This window comes from Azospirillum sp., assembly GCF_050789165.1.
Genome location: NZ_JBOZRT010000102.1, coordinates 1 through 16,145, shown reverse-complemented (window position 1 = coordinate 16,145; position 16,145 = coordinate 1). Strand labels below are relative to the sequence as shown.

The following is a 16,145-nucleotide window of genomic DNA, read 5'->3' as shown; positions in this document are numbered from 1 at the left end:
TGCGCCAAAGGCGGCTCGAGGTCGGCCAGCCCGGACGGCACAGGGAAGGTGTGCCGTCCGGGCATCAATTTAGGGCCTTGCCAAGACACAAGGGCGGAGGGCGCCGCCGGCTCAATGCACGGCGGCGCCGGCCTGCAGCCCGTGCATCTCCAGGCCGCCCGTCTCCAGGCCGACCACGAACTCGTCCAGGCTGCGGTCCTCGACGGTGCGGTGGTCGAGCACGAGGTGCAGCAGGAACGGCATCTCCCGCCGGACCAGCCCGTCGTCGCGGCGCTCCGCCGCGGCGGCCAGCTTGTCCACGAAGCGGCGGATCAGCCCGTGCGTCTCCTCGTGGCGGCCGGCGTCGGGGTAGCGGGTGGCGTCCATCAGGGCGCGCTCGTGGGCGAAATGCTCCGCGAAGGCGGCGCCGAGGCTGCGCAGTTCCGCGGTCAGCGCGGCGTCCACCGGCCCGCTCACGCTCTCCTCGTAGAGGCGGCCGAGCTGGTCGAGGATGTGGTGGTATTCGCTGGTCAACGCCCGCAGGCAGGCCGCGCCCATGTCGCGATGTCCTTCATCGCATCAAGTCGGCAGAAATACTATCAGGGTTCGACAAAAACGCACCTATCGCAAGTTGAGGCGGGTTGTCGCATGCCGGACGTCTTTCGTCTCCATTTCGCAATGCCAGACGAATTCAAAAAGAATTCATACCGTATTTTCGGCAAAGCTGCGTGATGTCGGCGCGACTCCACCGTTCCGGCAAGCAATCATTAACCAACGCGGCGCACGGTGCGGTTCGACGCGATGCAGCACCGGAGCCACGCCATGACCGCCCTATCACGCCGGATCGCCGACCTGACGGCGCAGGAGGCCGCCGTCGTGCGGCACGCCTACGACGCCGGACGGCTGCACGAGGATCACGACGGTGCCTTCTCGCTGGCCATGAGCGTGCTGCGCGGCCTGCGGCCGGACCTGCCGCTGGCGTTTCTGGCGTGGGAACTGGATGGACTGCTGGCCGGCGCGTCCGTCGTCTGACGCACGCGCGCGATCTTTCGAAAGTGTGCGTCCGGCTTTCTGGCCGGACACTGAACGGTCAGCGGATCGAGCCCTCGTCCGGTAAGCAGTAGGCCTTGTACACGATCTTGCCGCGCCGCAGGTCGACCAGTTCCAGCGTGCCCGAGATGTTGCTTGAATTAAGGAACTTTTCAAGCATCTGGGTTGCCTCGACCAAATACTTCAAGGTTACTTCTTCGCTACCGTCAGGTCCAGGCTGGACAAGGCAGTTTATTTCATAATGCACGGTACAGTTCCCGTCCGAACAGGGGCTGATCAACCGCTGAGAAGCCGGTTATACTCCGCCGGGACAGCAAGTCAATCGCGGCGTGCTGCACCGCGCACGCCTTGGAAAACCACACAAAAATAACATTATTTCAAAAATCGTCCTGAGCTGGCGGGCGTGGCGACATATAATTATTTAACGCGCCCGTTCATCTGCTGACGGGGGATGGGCGAGCGGGTATTGCCCTACGACGAAGGGCCTATCCACCCAGGGTGGCGGAAAAGCCCGCCGCCGAACGCCCGGTGGCGGCAGTGAACCCGTTGCTGTGCCTGGACCGACTCGGGCCCGACTCGGGCCCGACTCGGGATCGACTCGGGCCCGCGGGGTGCTCCTACAGCTTGGCCGCCGGCCTCGGCTTGGCCGGTTCGGTGCCGGCGGTGTGGGTGTTGGTCGGGTCGATCAGCGGCTGCAGCGCCGGGGCGAGGCTCTTCAGCAGCTGCGCCGGCAGCGCCGAGGTGAACCGGTAGTGGTCGGCCTCCGGCCCGTGCACGAAGGCGGTCATGGTGCCGAAGAAGCGGTCGCCGATGTAGAAGACGAAGGTCGCCGTGCGGTTCACCGCGCGGGATTCGATCAGGTGGCCGCCGGGGCCGTAGCGGTCCAGCCGGTGGTCGCCGGTGCCGGTCTTGCCGCCGATCGGGATGACCTGCCCCGCGGGATCCTTGAACGAGCCCCAGACACGCTTGGCGGTGCCGTTCTGCGCCACGTCCATCAGCGCCTTGCGCAGCGTCGCGGCGATCTCCGGCTTCAGCACCCGCTTGCCGTCCATCGGCCCCAGGCCGACCACCGCCTCGTAGGGCGTGCCGGCGGCGAAGTGCAGCTTGTTGACGCGCACGGTCGGCTGGCGCACCCCGTCGTTGAGGATGATGCCCATCAGCTCGGCCAGCGCCGCCGGCCGGTCGGCGGAGCTGCCGATGGCGGTGGCGAAGGAGGGGATCAGGTCGAACGGGTAGCCGAACTTCTTCCAGCTCTCGCCGATGCGCAGGAAGGCCTCTTCCTCCAGGCCGATGCGGATGCGCGTGTTCTGCGCCTGCTGGCCCTTCTTGAACAGCCACTTGTAGCTTTCCTGGCGCTTGTCGGCGGAGGCGTCCAGCACGTCCTGCCGCTTGGCGCCGGGGTTCTTCTGCAGATGCGCCACCAGCCACAGCTCCAGCGGATGCACGCGCGCCAGATAGCCCAGGTCGTTCAGCGGGAACTTGTCCGGCCCGTACTTGGTGTAGAGCTTGGCGACCTCCTCGTCGCCCAGCTTCGCGTCGGGCAGGCGGGCGCGCATGAAGCGGGCGAAGGCGTCCACCCCGGCCTCCGGCCGGACGTAGCGGAACACCACCGCCAACCGGTGCGGCGCCGGCCGTGTGCGGCTGGCCAGCAGGGCCAGCGCCTCGTCGGGGGTGCGCTTGCGGTAGTCGTTGTAGAAGCGGTTGAGGAAGTCGCTGCCTTCCTTGTCGGCGAATCGCGCCAGATAGGCCTGCCGCGCCGGGTGCTCGGGGTTCTGCAGGATGTCGGTGGAATCGTCGCCGCCCTCGGCGGTGTAGAACTGCACCACGTCGCGCATGATGCGGATGAACGGCAGGTTGACCGAGTTGCGCAGCGACTCGGTGACGGTCAGGATGCTGCCGTTGTCCTTGTTGTTGAAGTTCACGAAGGTGTGCAGGCCGCCGCCGGTGAAGAACGCCTCCGCCGGGCTGGCCGAGTAGCGGCGCTCCATGGCGGCGTCGAGCATGGCCGGCAGGCTGCGGTCCCTGGCGTTGATCAGCCACTCCGCCGCCCAGCGCGTCAGGTTGTCGCTCGCCTCGTCCTGCACGTCGATCAGGAACTCGCGCGGCAGGTGGCCGTAGCGGGTGTGCAGCTCGGCGACGATCTCCAGGTAGGTGGTCAGCGTGCGCAGCTTGGCCGTGGAGCCGAGGTCGAGCTTGGCGCCCTCGTTGATGTCCAGCGGCTGGTCGTAGTTGTCGGCCTGGACGCGCAGGTAGTTGGCGTCCGTGCCGCGCTCGTACAGCGTGATCGAGTAGATGATCTTCGACAGGTCGTTGCCCTTGACGTCGAGCAGGCGCTCGCCCGTCAGCCCCATCTGGGCGGCGAAGGCGGGGTCGTTCAGCTTCGCCAGCGTCTCCACCACCCGCTGCTGGGCGGGGTTGTCCAGCGACGTCTCCACCGTCACGTCGGTGCGGTCGAGCTGGTAGAGGCTCGGCACGTTCAGCATGGACAGCAGGCGCGCGCGGATGGCGTTGGGCGCCTTCTGCTCGACGAAGGAGGCGGACTGCGCCGGCGGCGGCTCGTCGCGGAACTTCAGCCTGGTGGCCAGCGCCGCGTCGCGCAGCGCAGTGTCGATGACGCCGGCCTGCGCCATCACGCGCAGGTAGCTGTTGGCCAGCGTCTCCAGCGCGTTGCGGTCGGCGATCAGGTAGTGCGAGGGGCGGCGCTGCGCCAGCATCAGGCTCAGCACCTGCTTGTAGGCCAGCGCCTTCAGCTGCAGCGAGCGGGCGTCCGGCGCCGGTTCCGACAGCGCCTTGACGGCCAGCGCCAGGTCGGTGCCGTACCACGCCCACAGCCCGTCGCCCAGCCCGTTCACCTCGCCGAAGCCCGGCCGCCCGGTGAGCGGCGTGGAGTTCAGGTAGTCCACCAGGATGCGGCGGCGGGCCAGGGTGGTGTCCTCGCCGTCCAGGTAGGCGCGCACCGAGGCGGAGGCCATCTGGCGCAGCTTCTCGGTGGCGCCGGTGGTCTGCCCGTCGGGGGAGTGGCGGTACTTCTCGATCTGCGTCGCCAGCGTCGAGCCGCCGGGCGAGCGGGTGCCCGGCTTGATGAACTGGATGGGCAGCGCCAGCACGGCGGCGCCGAAGCGCTCCCACTCCACGGCCGGGTTGCGGCGCGGCTCGTCGGTGTTCAGCAGCTCGCGGTTCTCGATGAACAGCAGCGTGTCGGCGACCAGCGGCGGCACGTCCTCGAAGCGGTTGAACACCCGCTCCGGGTAGCGGGCGGAGAACAGCGCCGAGCCGTTGCGGTCGAGCAGCGTCAGCCCGCCGCGCGTCTTCTCGTGGTAGATCGGGAAGCCGCCCTTGGCCATGAACTGGTCGAGCGCGGGGGAGAGCGTCGCCTGCATCTCCACCGCGTACATGTCGTCGGTCAGCGCCTTCAGCTGGTTGGGCAGCGCGGTGTAGCCCAGGCGCTCGTTGTACGGGCCCATGGTCGGGTAGCGGGCGGCCGGGTTCGGCCCGTCCTTCAGGGCGTAGGTCATGTCCTTGGCGTAGGACGACAGCAGCTTCGCCTGCAACCGCGAGGTGCGCATCTCCTCCATGCCGATGGCCGCCACGCCGCCGGTCAGGGCCAGCACGGAAACGCCGAGGATCGACCGCCGCCAGAAAGACCAGGACATGGGGGACCAGCCATACCGCGATTTGGTTAAAATACCGCCCAAGTTTCTGGACGATATGGCTGAACGCTATGCTTCTGATGGTTAATAAGGAGTGTAATGGGTTCTTCTTCCGGGCCAGAAAATGACCCCGAAAAAGCGCTACTCTGAAATAAAAGGGTAGCGTGGCGGCGCCGACACGGGGTGCGTTCCGGCGGCAAAGCGGTGTGAAGGGAGAGCTTTGAGCCCCTCCCCCCCTCGCGGGGGAGGGGGTGGGGAGAGGGGGAGGAACGTGGCCGCTTCGCGGCGCCACCCTCTCCCCAACCCCTCTCCCATCCAGGGAGAGGGGCTTTTCCTTCACCCGTACCGCCCGGTCAGGCTGTCCCAGTTGTCGCCGCACAGCGCCATCAGGTCGACCGACACGCCGTGCCGCTCCAGTTGGGTCTGCGCGTAGGTGGAATAGAGCCGGCCGAGCAGCAGCGGCATGTCGGCGCGCCGCGAGTCGGCCTTCCCGGAGCATTCCTCCAGGGCGTCGATGGCGCTCCGCAGCGCGACGTGATCGACCATGGCTGCCTCCCTGCGCCGTATCGAGACGTTATGGTTACGTGTCTAACCCTATGGGAATGGTGCTACCATTTTCTCCCAATTGCAATCGCCCCCATCGGGTTGTGGAAATTATTGCGCTGCCGCGTGGGGGGCGAGTGCAACGTCGCCGTGCTTTTCCCAAAGAGCTGTCGCGGCGACGCCCAAGGTCAAGCCCCCGCCTCCGATCACCGCGACGCGCGGATTTCCTGCAGGAACAGGTGCACGGCGCCGCCCAGCGCGGTGGCCTCGTGCGACACGCCCTCGGCTACGCCCAGCACCTCGTGGGCGTGGGCGCGCACGCGCGCCGCGGCGTCGGACAGCTCGGTGACGAACTCCGAGGCGCGCTGGGTGCCCTGCGCCACCTGATGCGCACTGCCGACGATCCCCTCGGTGATCGCCGACTGCTGCTCCACCGCCGCGGCGATGGCGGAGGCGTTGCCCTCGATGCGCTGGATGCTGCTGGTCATGATCTCGACCACCGCCGCGGTCTCCTGGCTGGCGGTCTGGGTGGCGATGATCTGGCGGGCGATGTCGCCGGTCGCCTGCACCGTCTGGGTGGCGAGGTGCTTCACCTCGGTGGCGACGACGGCGAAGCCCTTGCCCGTCTCGCCGGCGCGCGCCGCCTCGATGGTGGCGTTGAGGGCCAGCAGGTTGGTCTGCCCGGCGATGGTGTCGATGACGCCCACCACGGTGCCGATCGCCTCGGTGGTGGAGGACAGCTGGCCGACGGTGGCCTTCACCTGCTCGGCGCCGGCGGCGGTCTCGCCGATGATGCGCGCCGATTCGGAGGTGCGCTTGCAGATCTCCGCGATGGAGGTGGAGATCTCGGCCGCCGCGGTCGCCACCTGCTGGATGCCGGCGGAGGTCTCGGCCGACACCTCCATGGCGGCGGTCGCCTGGTCGCTGGCGCGCGCGGCGATGGAGGTCAGCGTGCGGGCGCGGTCGTGCATGGCGCGCGCCGCCTCGGCCAGCGCGGTGACGCTGGTCAGCACGTTGCGCTCGAACGTCGCGGCGATGTCCAGCATGCTGGCGCGGCGCACCTCGGCGGCGCGGCTGCGCTCCTCCTCGACGCGGCGGCGGGCGTCCTCCATCGCGCGGGCGTTGGCGATGAAGACGTCCAGCGTGTCCGCCATGTCGGCGATCTCGTCCGAGCCGGTGCGCGGCACGCTGACCGACAGCTCGCCGCGCGCCACCCGCTGCATGGCCGCCGCCAGCGCCTCCAGCCGGGCGACGAGGCCGCGCCCGACCACCAGCACGACGATCAGCACCGACAGCAGCACGCCGGCCGAGGCCAGCAGGATCTGGATGGTGCTGGTGCGCTCCAGCGCCGCGCGGGCGTCGCCGGCGCCGCGCTGGGCGGCCTCGGCGGCGCTCGCCACCAGCGTGTCCACCGCCGCCGACAGGGTGGCGGCCAGCGCGCGGTTGCGCTCGATCAGCGCGGCGTTCTCGGCGGACGCCTCCAGCTCGCCGCGGCGCAGCGCCAGGATGCCCTCGGGGCCGAAGCCGATCTCCAGCAGGCGCTGCACCAGCGGCCCGGCCGCCGCCTGCGCCTCGATCCCTTCCAGGTCGGCGGCCAGCGTGCGGATCTCCGCCGCCCCGGCGTCCAGCGCGCGGCGCGCCTCGGCCAGCCGGTCAGGGGTGTCGGCGTTGCCGGCCTCGGCCAGCAGGCCGGCCAGCAGGTTGGTCTCGGCCAGCAGCCCGCTCAGCGCCATGTAGGCGTGCTGGGCCTGCGGCACGGTGGAGGCCGCCAGTTCCTGCACCCGCTGCACCATGGCGTCGCCGGCCTGGGCGATGCGGCTGCGGGCGTTGAGCATGAGCGGCAGCATGCGCGCGTTGGCCTCGCCGTCCAGGCGGACGATCTCGGCGACGCTCGCGGCGATCTCCTTGCCCAGGGCGCGGGCGGTCGCCAGGTCGGTGGCCGGGTCGAGCTGGCGGACGCGCCTGGTGTAGACGCTCTGCGGCCCGTCGCCGAAGGCCTCCAGCGCCCGCACCGCAGCGACCACCGGGGCCGCCGCCGCGTCGCCGGCCAACGGGCGCAGGGCGCCCTGCACGTCCGAGACCGCCGAGTCGTAGTCGGTGGAGGCCGACATCACCCGCGATCCGTCGGTCTCGAAGGCGCCGATCAGCAGCGCCTTGGTCAGCGCCGACAGCGCGCCGCGCAGCTGGAACAGCGGCAGCACCGCCTGTCCCAGCTCGTCGCCGATGGCGGCGGAGGACTGCGAGGCGGCCTCGGCCATGGTGCCGATGGCCTCGGCGAGGTCCTGGCCGGAGCGCGCCATCGCCGGCTTCAGCACCGCCAGCAGTTCGGCGTGCGCGGTGGCCAGTTCGGCGAGGCGGCGGGCGCGGCGCTCGCGGCGGTCGAGGCGGCGGGACGTGGCCTGCGCCAGCGCATCGACGTTGCCGAGCACCGAGCCGGCGGCGCCGCGCAGGACGGCGACCTGCGCCGGGTCCACCGGCCCGCGCGCCAGCGTGTCGGCGAGCCGCGTCAGCTCGGCGCGCCGGGCGTCGGCCTCGGCCGCAAGCGCTGTCAGCTCCGCCGGTGCCTTGGCGGCGTCGATCAGCGGCCCCAGCGCCAGGATGCGCGCCGTCGCCGTCGCCATGCCCTGCGCGGCGCCGAGCACCGGCATCTGCGTGTCGGCGATGTCGGCGACGCGCTCGCGCACGGAGGCGTAGGACAGCCAGCCGATGGCCGCCGCCAGCACCGGCAGCGCCGCCACCGCGGCAAAGGCCAGCAGCATTTTCGCCTTGATGCCGAAGCGGCGGGGGGCGTGGAGTGTGGTCATGGCGTCCGGCGGTGGCTTGGGTGTACGGGGCGACTCCGTTACGCCCGCCGCCGCATCACCGCGATGACGCTTCGATGAAATTTCCGAGAAGGACAATCGGGTAATCGTTGCCCGCGCGGAACGGGCGGTCTCCACCGGGGCGCGTGGAAATGAGGCTTGGTACGTGCTATATTCCGGCCATGGCAAAGCCGAGCCGTGCCCCAGACCCGAACCTTACCCCGGAAGACGGGGCCAAGCTTGATGCGCTGCGATGCGCCGTCGAAGAAGGTGCGCGTGAGCTGGAAGCCGGGCTTGGTCTGGATGGTGAAGCCGTCATGGCCGAATTGCGGGCCCGCTTCGGAACGGTGACGGACGAAGCATAATGGCGCGGTACGTCATCGCACCGCGAGCACGCGCCGACCTCATTGCCATCGCCGAGTACATCAGCCGAGACAATCCAGCCGCCGCGTCGCGGCTTGTAGCCCAGTTCACGTCCCGATTCGAGCTGTTGGCCGAGCGGCCATTCACGGGCCGGCCACGAGGGGAGCTCCGCACCAATCTGCGAAGCGTCCCATTGGGGCGGTATGTCATCTTCTATTGGCCGATTCAGGACGGCATTGAGGTGGTGCGCGTCCTGCACTCGGCCCTCGACATCGAACGGGCGTTGGGGGGTTAAGCGCTCACCCCCCGCTCGGCGCCGTGACCGCGTGCTCCTTGAGGATCGCCTCGGACACCGCCGACACCTCGATCAGCTGCACCTCGTAGCCCCAGAGGTTGGCGATGTGGCGCAGCACCGCCTTGGCGTCGCTCTCGTCCAGCAGCACGCCGTTGGTGACGCGGTGGTGCAGGATCAGCTTGCGGTCGCCGGCGAGGTCCACGTCGACGATCTGGATGTCCGGCTCCAGGTAGCCCAGGTCGTACTGCCGGGCCAGCAGCTTGCGGATGTGGCGGAAGCCGCGCTCGTTGTGGATGTGCTCGACCAGCAGGTAGGGGTCCTCGGCGTCGTCGCGCACGGTGAACAGCTTCATCTTCCGGATGAGGTGCGGGCTGAGGTACTGCAGCACGAAGCTCTCGTCGCGGAAGTTGTGCCACGCCTCGCGCAGCGCCGCCATGCCGTCGCCCCGGCCGGCGAGGTCGGGGAACCAGTAACGGTCCTCCTCGGTCGGGTTCTCGGCGATGCGCTGGATGTCCTGCATCATGGCGAAGCCCAGCGCATACGGGTTGATGCCCGAGAAGCGCGGGTCGTCGAACTCCGGCTGGAAGACCACGGAGGTGTGCGAGTGCAGGAACTCCAGCATCGCCCCTTCCGAGATCATGCCCTTCTGGTGCAGCCGGTTCATGATCGTGTAGTGGGTGTAGGTGGCACAGCCCTCGTTCATCAGCTTGGTCTGCTTCTGCGGGTAGAAGTACTGGCTGATGTGGCGGACGATGCGGAGGATCTCGCGCTGCCAGTGCTCCAGCCGCGGCGCCTTCTTCTCCAGGAAGTAGAGCAGGTTCTCCTCGGGCAGGCCCAGCAGCTTCTTGCGCTCCGACATGCTGCGCGACGGCCGGCTGCTGCCGGACGGCTTGGGCACGGTGCGCCAGAGGTCGTTGAAGGTCTGCTCCTCGTACTCGCGGCGCTCGCGCTCGCGCTTCTGCTCCTCGCGCAGGTCGAGCGGGCGCTTCTTCGGGTACTTGTGCACGCCCTGGCTCATCAGCGCGTGCGCGGCGTCCAGCACCCGCTCCACCGCGGCGTGGCCGTGGCGCTCCTCGCAGTGGGAGATGAAGGACTTGGCGAATTCCAGGTAGTCGAGGATGCCCTTGGCGTCCGTCCACTGCTGGAACAGCTGGTTGTTCTTGAAGAAGTGGTTGTGCCCGAACGCCGCGTGGGCGATCACCAGCGTCTGCATCGTCATGGTGTTCTCTTCCATGATGTAGCTGATGCAGGGGCTGGAATTGATGACGATCTCGTACGCGAGGCCCCGGTAGCCCTTGCGGTACAGCATCTCGTCGCGGGCGAAGTGCTTGCCGAACGACCAGTGCTTGTACATCAGCGGCATGCCGATGGACGAATAGGCGTCGAGCATCTGCTCGGCCGTGATGACCTCGATCTGGTTCGGGTAGACGTCGAGGCCCATCTCCTTGACGGCGATGTCCTCGATGGCGTCGTAGACGCGCTTGATCTTGTCGTAGTCCCAGTCGGCCCCGTCGTAGAGCAGGCCTTCCGGCTTCGAGATGACGGCGGTCATGCTGTACGGCTCCTTACGGCCAAAACTCTTTAAGGGGCGGCGACCTTGTCGCGGGCGAACAGGTCGCGGAAGACGGGGAAGATCTCGCGGCGCGAGCGCACGCGCCGCATGGCGAGCGGCAGGTCGGGGCGCTGCACCATCTTGTAGGTGCGCCACAGCTCGGTCTCGCGGCCGAGCGCCGAGAGGCCCATGTTGTGCTCCGCCGCCACCTCGATGTAGGCGAAGTACTGGCACAGCGGCAGGATCACGTCGCGCAGCAGGGCGGCCGAGCGGGCGTTGTCCGAGGACATGTTGTCGCCGTCCGAGGCCTGGGCGGCGTAGATGTTCCACTCGTTCTCGGGATAGCGCTCCTGCACGACGCGCTGCATCTCCTCCAGCGCGGTGGACACCACGGTGCCGCCGGTCTCGGTGGAGTAGAAGAACGTCTCCTCGTCCACCTCCTTGGCCTCGTGGGTGTGGCGGATGAAGACGATGTCCACCGAGCGGTACCGCCGCTTCAGGAACAGGTACAGCAGCATGAAGAAGCGCTTGGCGAGGTCCTTCATGTGCTCGGTCATCGAGCCGGACACGTCCATCAGGCAGAACATCACCGCCTGGGCGATCGGCTTCGGCACGGATTCGAAGCGGTTGTAGCGGACGTCGATGGGGTCGATGAAGGGGATGCGCTTGGAGCGCAGGTGCTTGTGCTCCAGCGCCTCGCGCAGCTCCCGCATCTCCTCGGAATCGCCACGCTCCTCGGCCTCCTTCAGCAGGCGCTCCAGTTCCTCCATCTCCGCCGGCTTCGGCCGCTTCAGCGCGATGCGGCGGCTGAGGCTGTTGCGCATGGTGCGCACCAGGTTGAGGTTGGCCGGCGAGCCGCTGGGCGTGAAGCCCGCCCGCGTCAGCGAGAAGCTTTCCGACTGCTTGACCTTCTGCTTCACCAGGTCGGGGAGTTCCAGGTCCTCCAGGAAGATGTCCAGGAACTCCTCGCGGGAGAGGACGAAGCGGAAATCGTCCTCGCCCTCGCCGTCGGGCGACCCCTCGCTGCCCCGCCCGCCGCCCTGCTCGGGGCGGGGGATGGTGTCGCCCTCGACGTACTCCTTGTTGCCGGGCACGACGTAGTCGCGCAGGCCGCCGGAGTTGGCCCGGTGGAGGGAGGGCTCCCGCACGCCGCCGGTCGAGATGGAGATCTTGTCGCCGCTCTCGACGTCCTGGATCGAGCGCTTGGAGGAGGCGTCGCGGACCGCCTTGACCACCTGCTCCTTGGCTCGCCGCAGGAAGCGCTGGCGGTTGGCCAGGCTCTTGCCCTGCGGGTTCAGGCGTCGGTCGATGATGTTCATCAATGGGGAGCCCTCACGCTACCGAACCCAAATCGGCGGATCAGCCCGCCTGCTTCACGCGCATGTACCACTCGACCAGCCGGCGGACCTGCCGCTCGGTGTAGCCGCGCGACATCATGCGCGAGACGAACTCCGTGTGCTTCTTCTCGGTCTCGCCGTCCTTCTTCGACCCGAAGGAGATGACCGGCAGCAGGTCCTCGACCTGGGAGAACATCCGCTTCTCGATGACCTCGCGGATCTTCTCGTAGGAGGTCCAGGACGGGTTGCGGCCCTGGTTGGCGGCCTTGGCGCGCAGCGCGAACTTGACGACCTCGTTGCGGAAGTCCTTCGGGTTGGCGATGCCGGCCGGCTTCTCGATCTTGGTCAGCTCCTGGTTCAGCAGCTCGCGGTTCATCAGCTGGCCGGTGTCCGGGTCCTTGAAGTCCTGGTCCTCGATCCACGCGTCGGCGTAATCGACGTAGCGGTCGAACAGGTTCTGGCCGTAGTCGCTGTACGACTCCAGGTACGCCTTCTGGATCTCGTTGCCGATGAACTCGGCGTAGCGCGGCGCCAGCTCGGCCTTGATGAACTCGATGTACTTCTTCTCGGTGTCGTCGGCGAACTGCTCCCGCTTGATCGACTGCTCCAGGATGTACATCAGGTGCACGGGATCGGCGGAGATCTCGGTCGAGTCGTAGTTGAAGGTCGCCGCCAGCACCTTGAAGGCGAAGCGGGTGGAGATGCCGTCCATGCCCTCGTCGACGCCGGCCTGGTCCTTGTACTCCTGCATGGACTTGGCCTTGGGGTCGGTCTCCTTCAGGCTCTCGCCGTCATAGACCCGCATCTTCGAGTACAGGCTGGAGTTCGGGTGCTCGCGCATGCGCGACAGCACCGAGAACTTGGCCAGCATCTCCAGCGTCGCCGGCGCGCAGGGCGCGGTCGCGAGGTCGGAGCCCTGGATCAGCTTGTCGTAGATGTGCTGCTCCTCCTGCACGCGCAGGCAGTACGGCACCTTGATGACGCAGATGCGGTCGATGAAGGCTTCGTTGTTCTTGTTGTTCTTGAAGGACTGCCACTCGGATTCGTTGGAGTGCGCCAGGATGATGCCCTGGAACGGGATGGCGCCGATGTTCTCCGAGCCGACGTAGTTGCCCTCCTGGGTCGCCGTCAGCAGCGGGTGCAGCATCTTGATCGGCGCCTTGAACATCTCGACGAATTCCATGATGCCCTGGCTGGCCCGGTTCAGGCCGCCGGAGAAGCTGTAGGCATCCGGATCGTTCTGGCTGTACACCTCCAGCTTGCGGATATCGACCTTGCCGACCAGGGACGAGATGTCCTGGTTGTTCTCGTCGCCGGGCTCGGTCTTGGTGACGCAGATCTGCCGCAGCTTGCTGGGGTGCACCTTGATGACGCGGAACTTGGAGATGTCGCCGCCGAACTCGTCCAGGCGCTTGACCGCCCACGGGCTCATCAGGCCGGTCAGGCGGCGCTTCGGCACGCCGTAGCGCTCCTCCAGCAGGTCGCCCATCTCCTCCGGATTGAAGAGGCCCAGCGGGCTCTCGAACACCGGCGAGATCTCCTTGCCGGCCTTCAGCACGTAGACCGGGCACTTCTCCATCAGCGACTTCAGCCGCTCGGCCAGCGACGACTTGCCGCCGCCCACCGGACCCAGCAGGTAGAGGATCTGCTTGCGCTCCTCCAGCCCCTGCGCGGCGTGGCGGAAGAAGCCGACGATCCGCTCGATCGTCTCCTCCATGCCGTAGAAGTCGGAGAAGGCGGGGTAGACCTTGATGGTCCGGTTCATGAAGATGCGCCCGAGGCGCTGGTCGCGGGCGGTGTCGACCACCTCCGGCTCGCCGATGGCGGCCAGGATCCGCTCCGGGGCGGACGCGTACATCATCGGGTCGTTGCGGCAGCCCTCAAGGTACTCCGTGAGGGTCATCTCGTGCTCGCGGCGCCCTTCGTAGGACTGCGCGTAGCGGGTGAACAGTTCGTCGCTCGGGAACATGCCTCGCTCCGTATTCCTAGTCCGATGCGTCGGATCCCCCTGTGCGGCCGTACCCCGGCGCAGACGGAAGACACCGCGTTCCAAGGGTGGACACGGTTGGACAAGCCCCGTGCCGACCCCGCTCACCGTCGAAGCCCAGACTTAAGTGATTGCCGTCAAATCGCAGCGGACCCGCAGGGGCGCCCACTTTCAATGTAATGCCCGGTTCAAGGCTTTCCAGGCGTTCGGGAGTGCTGTTCGGTTCGGAAGCCCTGCCCGGCGGCCGATATGCCGTCCGTCGGATGCTCCGCCCACCGGCCGAGCCCGCCGGGAACGCCGGCCGTAGCCGCCTCCCGGCACCGGGGGAGACCCCCGTGCACCGCTCCTTCAGAGTGTCTCTGGCGTCACAGGTCACGCCATCATCCTCCAGAGCCGCCGCGCACCATCAGACGATGGGTGCGCTAAGGATAACCATCAGCTTTAGGATCAATCGTTAACAACTCCCTGCCAAGCCGGAGGACGCCGGCCCGAAGCGCCGGCTTCTCCCACGACATGAACGCACAGTCGGTCCCCATTGATCCGCCCATCCCTAAGAGAGATGGGGTGTCTTATCCCATGCCAACAACGCGTGCGGGCACAGCGCATTGGGGTGCATGCGAAAGGTTAAGGTCGAGGTCGTCCGGCCTGTCCCTTCGGGGTGGTCCGTGCGCCACGCCAGGACAGCGCATTTTCCCGCGCGGGTATGTGATCCGCGCCACAGTGGGGGGGCACTGGGCCCGCCACGCGGCGTGGCCGGCGGCTCAGCCCAGCCGCTCGCCCAGCGTCTGGCGCAGGGCGTCGGGCGTTGCCGGCTTGACCAGGAAGGTGTCGGCGCCGAGGCCGCGCGCCTCCGCGACCCGCCCCTCATCGACGCGGTTGGTCATGAACACCACCGGAAGCCCCTTGTGGCGCGGGTCGTCGCTGGCGCGCAACGCCTTCAGGAAGCCCAGTCCGTCCATCGGCGTCATCTCGACGTCGCAGACCACCGCGTCGGGGGCGTGGGTGCGCACGGCGCTCAGCCCGCTCTCGCCGTCCTGCGCCTGGTGCACGGCCTTGAAACCGAGCGTCGACAGCATCTTGGCGAGCACCATGCGGGTGAACGCCTCGTCCTCGATGACCAGCACCGAAAAGTTGCCGAACGCCGTGGCCGTCATCACCCGCCTCCTGAAACCGGTGCCTGAACCGGGTGTACGCCACGCAACCGCGGAAATGCAACCACCCGGCCGGTGCCGCAAGGACTATTGCGTGGCGGCGCGGCAGCCCTAAACTCGCTGCCATGTCCTTCCTCGACCGCATCCGTGCGTGCAACACGCACGACTTCAGCGCCTACCGCCCGTTCGAGGTGGATGGCGTCCGCATCGGCTGGATCCGCCACGCGCTCGCCGAGGAGCTGCCCGACGTCGATCCCGGCTTCGTGGTGAGCGCCGGCCGCGTCACCCTGGCGCCGGAGGTGCGCGACTTCGAGGCGCGCTCCGCCGTGCTGGCGCACGCCGCCGCGTACGTCGTCGAGAAGGGCTTGGCGCGCAAGCTGCGCGGCGAGTTCTACCCGGTGCTGCCAAAGTGGGGAGCGGAGCCGCTGGCCCGCATCGACCGCGCGGTGGTGGCGCATTTCGGCATCGCCGCGTACGGCCTGCACGTCAACGGCTTCGTGCGCACGCCCGCGGGGCTGGAGCTGTGGGTCGGCCGCCGCGCCATGGACCGTGGCGTGGCGCCGGGGCAGCTCGACAACCTGATCGCCGGCGGCCAGCCCATCGGCCTGACGCTGGCCGAGAACCTCGTCAAGGAGGCCGAGGAGGAGGCCGGCATCGGCCCCGAGCTGATCGGCCGGGCGGTCCCGGTCGGCGCCGTGACCTACCTGATGGAGAACGAGCACGGCCTGAAGCCGGACACGCTGTTCCTCTACGACCTGGAGCTGGCCCCGGACTTCGAGCCGCGCAACACCGACGGCGAGGTCGCGGCGTTCGAGCGCTGGCCGCTCGACCGGGTGGCGGAGTCGGTGCACGACACGCTGGACTGGAAGTTCAACGTGAACCTCGTGGTGCTCGACTTCCTGATCCGCCACGGCTGGCTGACGCCGGAGCACCCCGACTACCTGGAGATCGTCCACGGCCTGCGCTGCAGCGCGGCGTGAGCGGCTCGCACGGCACGTCTCCGGACACTTTGTCGGCCGTCATGCCCGCGAAGGGGTGTAGGCGCTGATTTTGCGATTGGTGGCCGGTTTCGGCGTCCAGTCACTTTCCCCCACCGTCATCCCCGCGAAGGCGGGGATCCAGCGCTCGCGTCCGCGAGCCACATGAATCATATCGCCCCTGCCGGGGCTCGTCCTGGATCCCCGCCTTCGCGGGGATGACGGCAAAATGAGCGTCTGAACTGGTATCCGCGGCGAAACTTGGCGCCTATGGGGGCAAGCCCGGCCGTGACGATGACGAGAGAGCGGGTGTGTCAGCGCTTCGGCGCGACGGCATCAACCCGGCTTCGGCGGTTGACGGGCCCACGGGAATCGCTTGAAGACATTCACGCGGTTGGGTGAATGAGAGCGTTGAGGTAATCGGTTGACCAAGAAGCCATTTTTCGACGCACCTTGAGGG

12 protein-coding genes are annotated in these 16,145 nt (G+C 68.0%); 4 read left to right on the top strand and 8 right to left on the bottom strand.

Annotated elements, in window-relative coordinates; translation table 11 throughout:
• Nucleotides 1-111 precede the first annotated feature (111 nt).
• Nucleotides 112-537: a hemerythrin family protein gene (locus ACRWK7_RS23025; protein ID WP_431858647.1), complete on the bottom strand. Its 426-nt coding sequence runs from the start codon at nucleotides 535-537 to the stop codon at nucleotides 112-114.
• A 264-nt stretch (nucleotides 538-801) separates the two neighbouring features.
• On the opposite strand from ACRWK7_RS23025, the gene ACRWK7_RS23020 reads away from it, so the two are divergent.
• Nucleotides 802-1,011: a hypothetical protein gene (locus tag ACRWK7_RS23020; RefSeq protein ID WP_431858646.1), complete on the top strand. Its 210-nt coding sequence runs from the start codon at nucleotides 802-804 to the stop codon at nucleotides 1,009-1,011.
• Nucleotides 1,012-1,646: 635 nt separating this feature from the next.
• Here the strand turns inward: ACRWK7_RS23020 and ACRWK7_RS23015 are convergent.
• From ACRWK7_RS23015 to ACRWK7_RS23005, 3 genes are all read right to left on the bottom strand, one after another.
• Nucleotides 1,647-4,682 carry a transglycosylase domain-containing protein gene (locus tag ACRWK7_RS23015; protein ID WP_431858645.1) on the bottom strand — a complete coding sequence of 1,012 codons (3,036 nt, stop codon included), beginning with the start codon at nucleotides 4,680-4,682 and terminating at the stop codon, nucleotides 1,647-1,649.
• A gap of 333 nt (nucleotides 4,683-5,015) precedes the next feature.
• The gene (locus ACRWK7_RS23010) at nucleotides 5,016-5,225 is read right to left on the bottom strand and encodes a hypothetical protein (protein ID WP_431858644.1); all 210 of its coding nucleotides are present in this window, start codon (nucleotides 5,223-5,225) and stop codon (nucleotides 5,016-5,018) included.
• A 203-nt stretch (nucleotides 5,226-5,428) separates the two neighbouring features.
• Complete coding sequence (locus tag ACRWK7_RS23005) at nucleotides 5,429-8,026, bottom strand: methyl-accepting chemotaxis protein (RefSeq protein WP_431858643.1); 2,598 nt, start codon at nucleotides 8,024-8,026, stop codon at nucleotides 5,429-5,431.
• 179 nt (nucleotides 8,027-8,205) lie between these two features.
• Here ACRWK7_RS23005 and ACRWK7_RS23000 point away from each other — a divergent pair, with 179 nt between their 5' ends.
• On the top strand, nucleotides 8,206-8,388 hold the full coding sequence (locus ACRWK7_RS23000; protein ID WP_431858642.1) for a hypothetical protein: 183 nt from the start codon (nucleotides 8,206-8,208) through the stop codon (nucleotides 8,386-8,388).
• The gene (locus ACRWK7_RS22995; RefSeq protein ID WP_431858641.1) at nucleotides 8,388-8,681 is read left to right on the top strand and encodes a type II toxin-antitoxin system RelE/ParE family toxin; all 294 of its coding nucleotides are present in this window, start codon (nucleotides 8,388-8,390) and stop codon (nucleotides 8,679-8,681) included. Before ACRWK7_RS23000 ends, ACRWK7_RS22995 begins: the two co-directional genes overlap by 1 nt.
• 4 nt (nucleotides 8,682-8,685) lie before the next feature.
• Here ACRWK7_RS22995 and ACRWK7_RS22990 read toward each other — a convergent pair whose 3' ends face one another.
• From ACRWK7_RS22990 to ACRWK7_RS22975, 4 genes are all read right to left on the bottom strand, one after another.
• Entirely contained in the window at nucleotides 8,686-10,233 is a 1,548-nt protein-coding gene (locus tag ACRWK7_RS22990; protein WP_431858640.1) for a SpoVR family protein, read from the bottom strand.
• Between the two features lie 29 nt (nucleotides 10,234-10,262).
• The gene (locus ACRWK7_RS22985; protein ID WP_431858638.1) at nucleotides 10,263-11,552 is read right to left on the bottom strand and encodes a YeaH/YhbH family protein; all 1,290 of its coding nucleotides are present in this window, start codon (nucleotides 11,550-11,552) and stop codon (nucleotides 10,263-10,265) included.
• Nucleotides 11,553-11,592: 40 nt separating this feature from the next.
• Nucleotides 11,593-13,539, bottom strand: a complete 1,947-nt coding sequence (locus ACRWK7_RS22980; RefSeq protein ID WP_431858637.1) for a PrkA family serine protein kinase — start codon at nucleotides 13,537-13,539, stop codon at nucleotides 11,593-11,595.
• A gap of 779 nt (nucleotides 13,540-14,318) precedes the next feature.
• Complete coding sequence (locus ACRWK7_RS22975) at nucleotides 14,319-14,711, bottom strand: response regulator (protein ID WP_431858636.1); 393 nt, start codon at nucleotides 14,709-14,711, stop codon at nucleotides 14,319-14,321.
• A gap of 122 nt (nucleotides 14,712-14,833) precedes the next feature.
• Here ACRWK7_RS22975 and ACRWK7_RS22970 point away from each other — a divergent pair, with 122 nt between their 5' ends.
• Entirely contained in the window at nucleotides 14,834-15,688 is an 855-nt protein-coding gene (locus ACRWK7_RS22970; protein ID WP_431858635.1) for a DUF4743 domain-containing protein, read from the top strand.
• Nucleotides 15,689-16,145 lie beyond the last annotated feature (457 nt).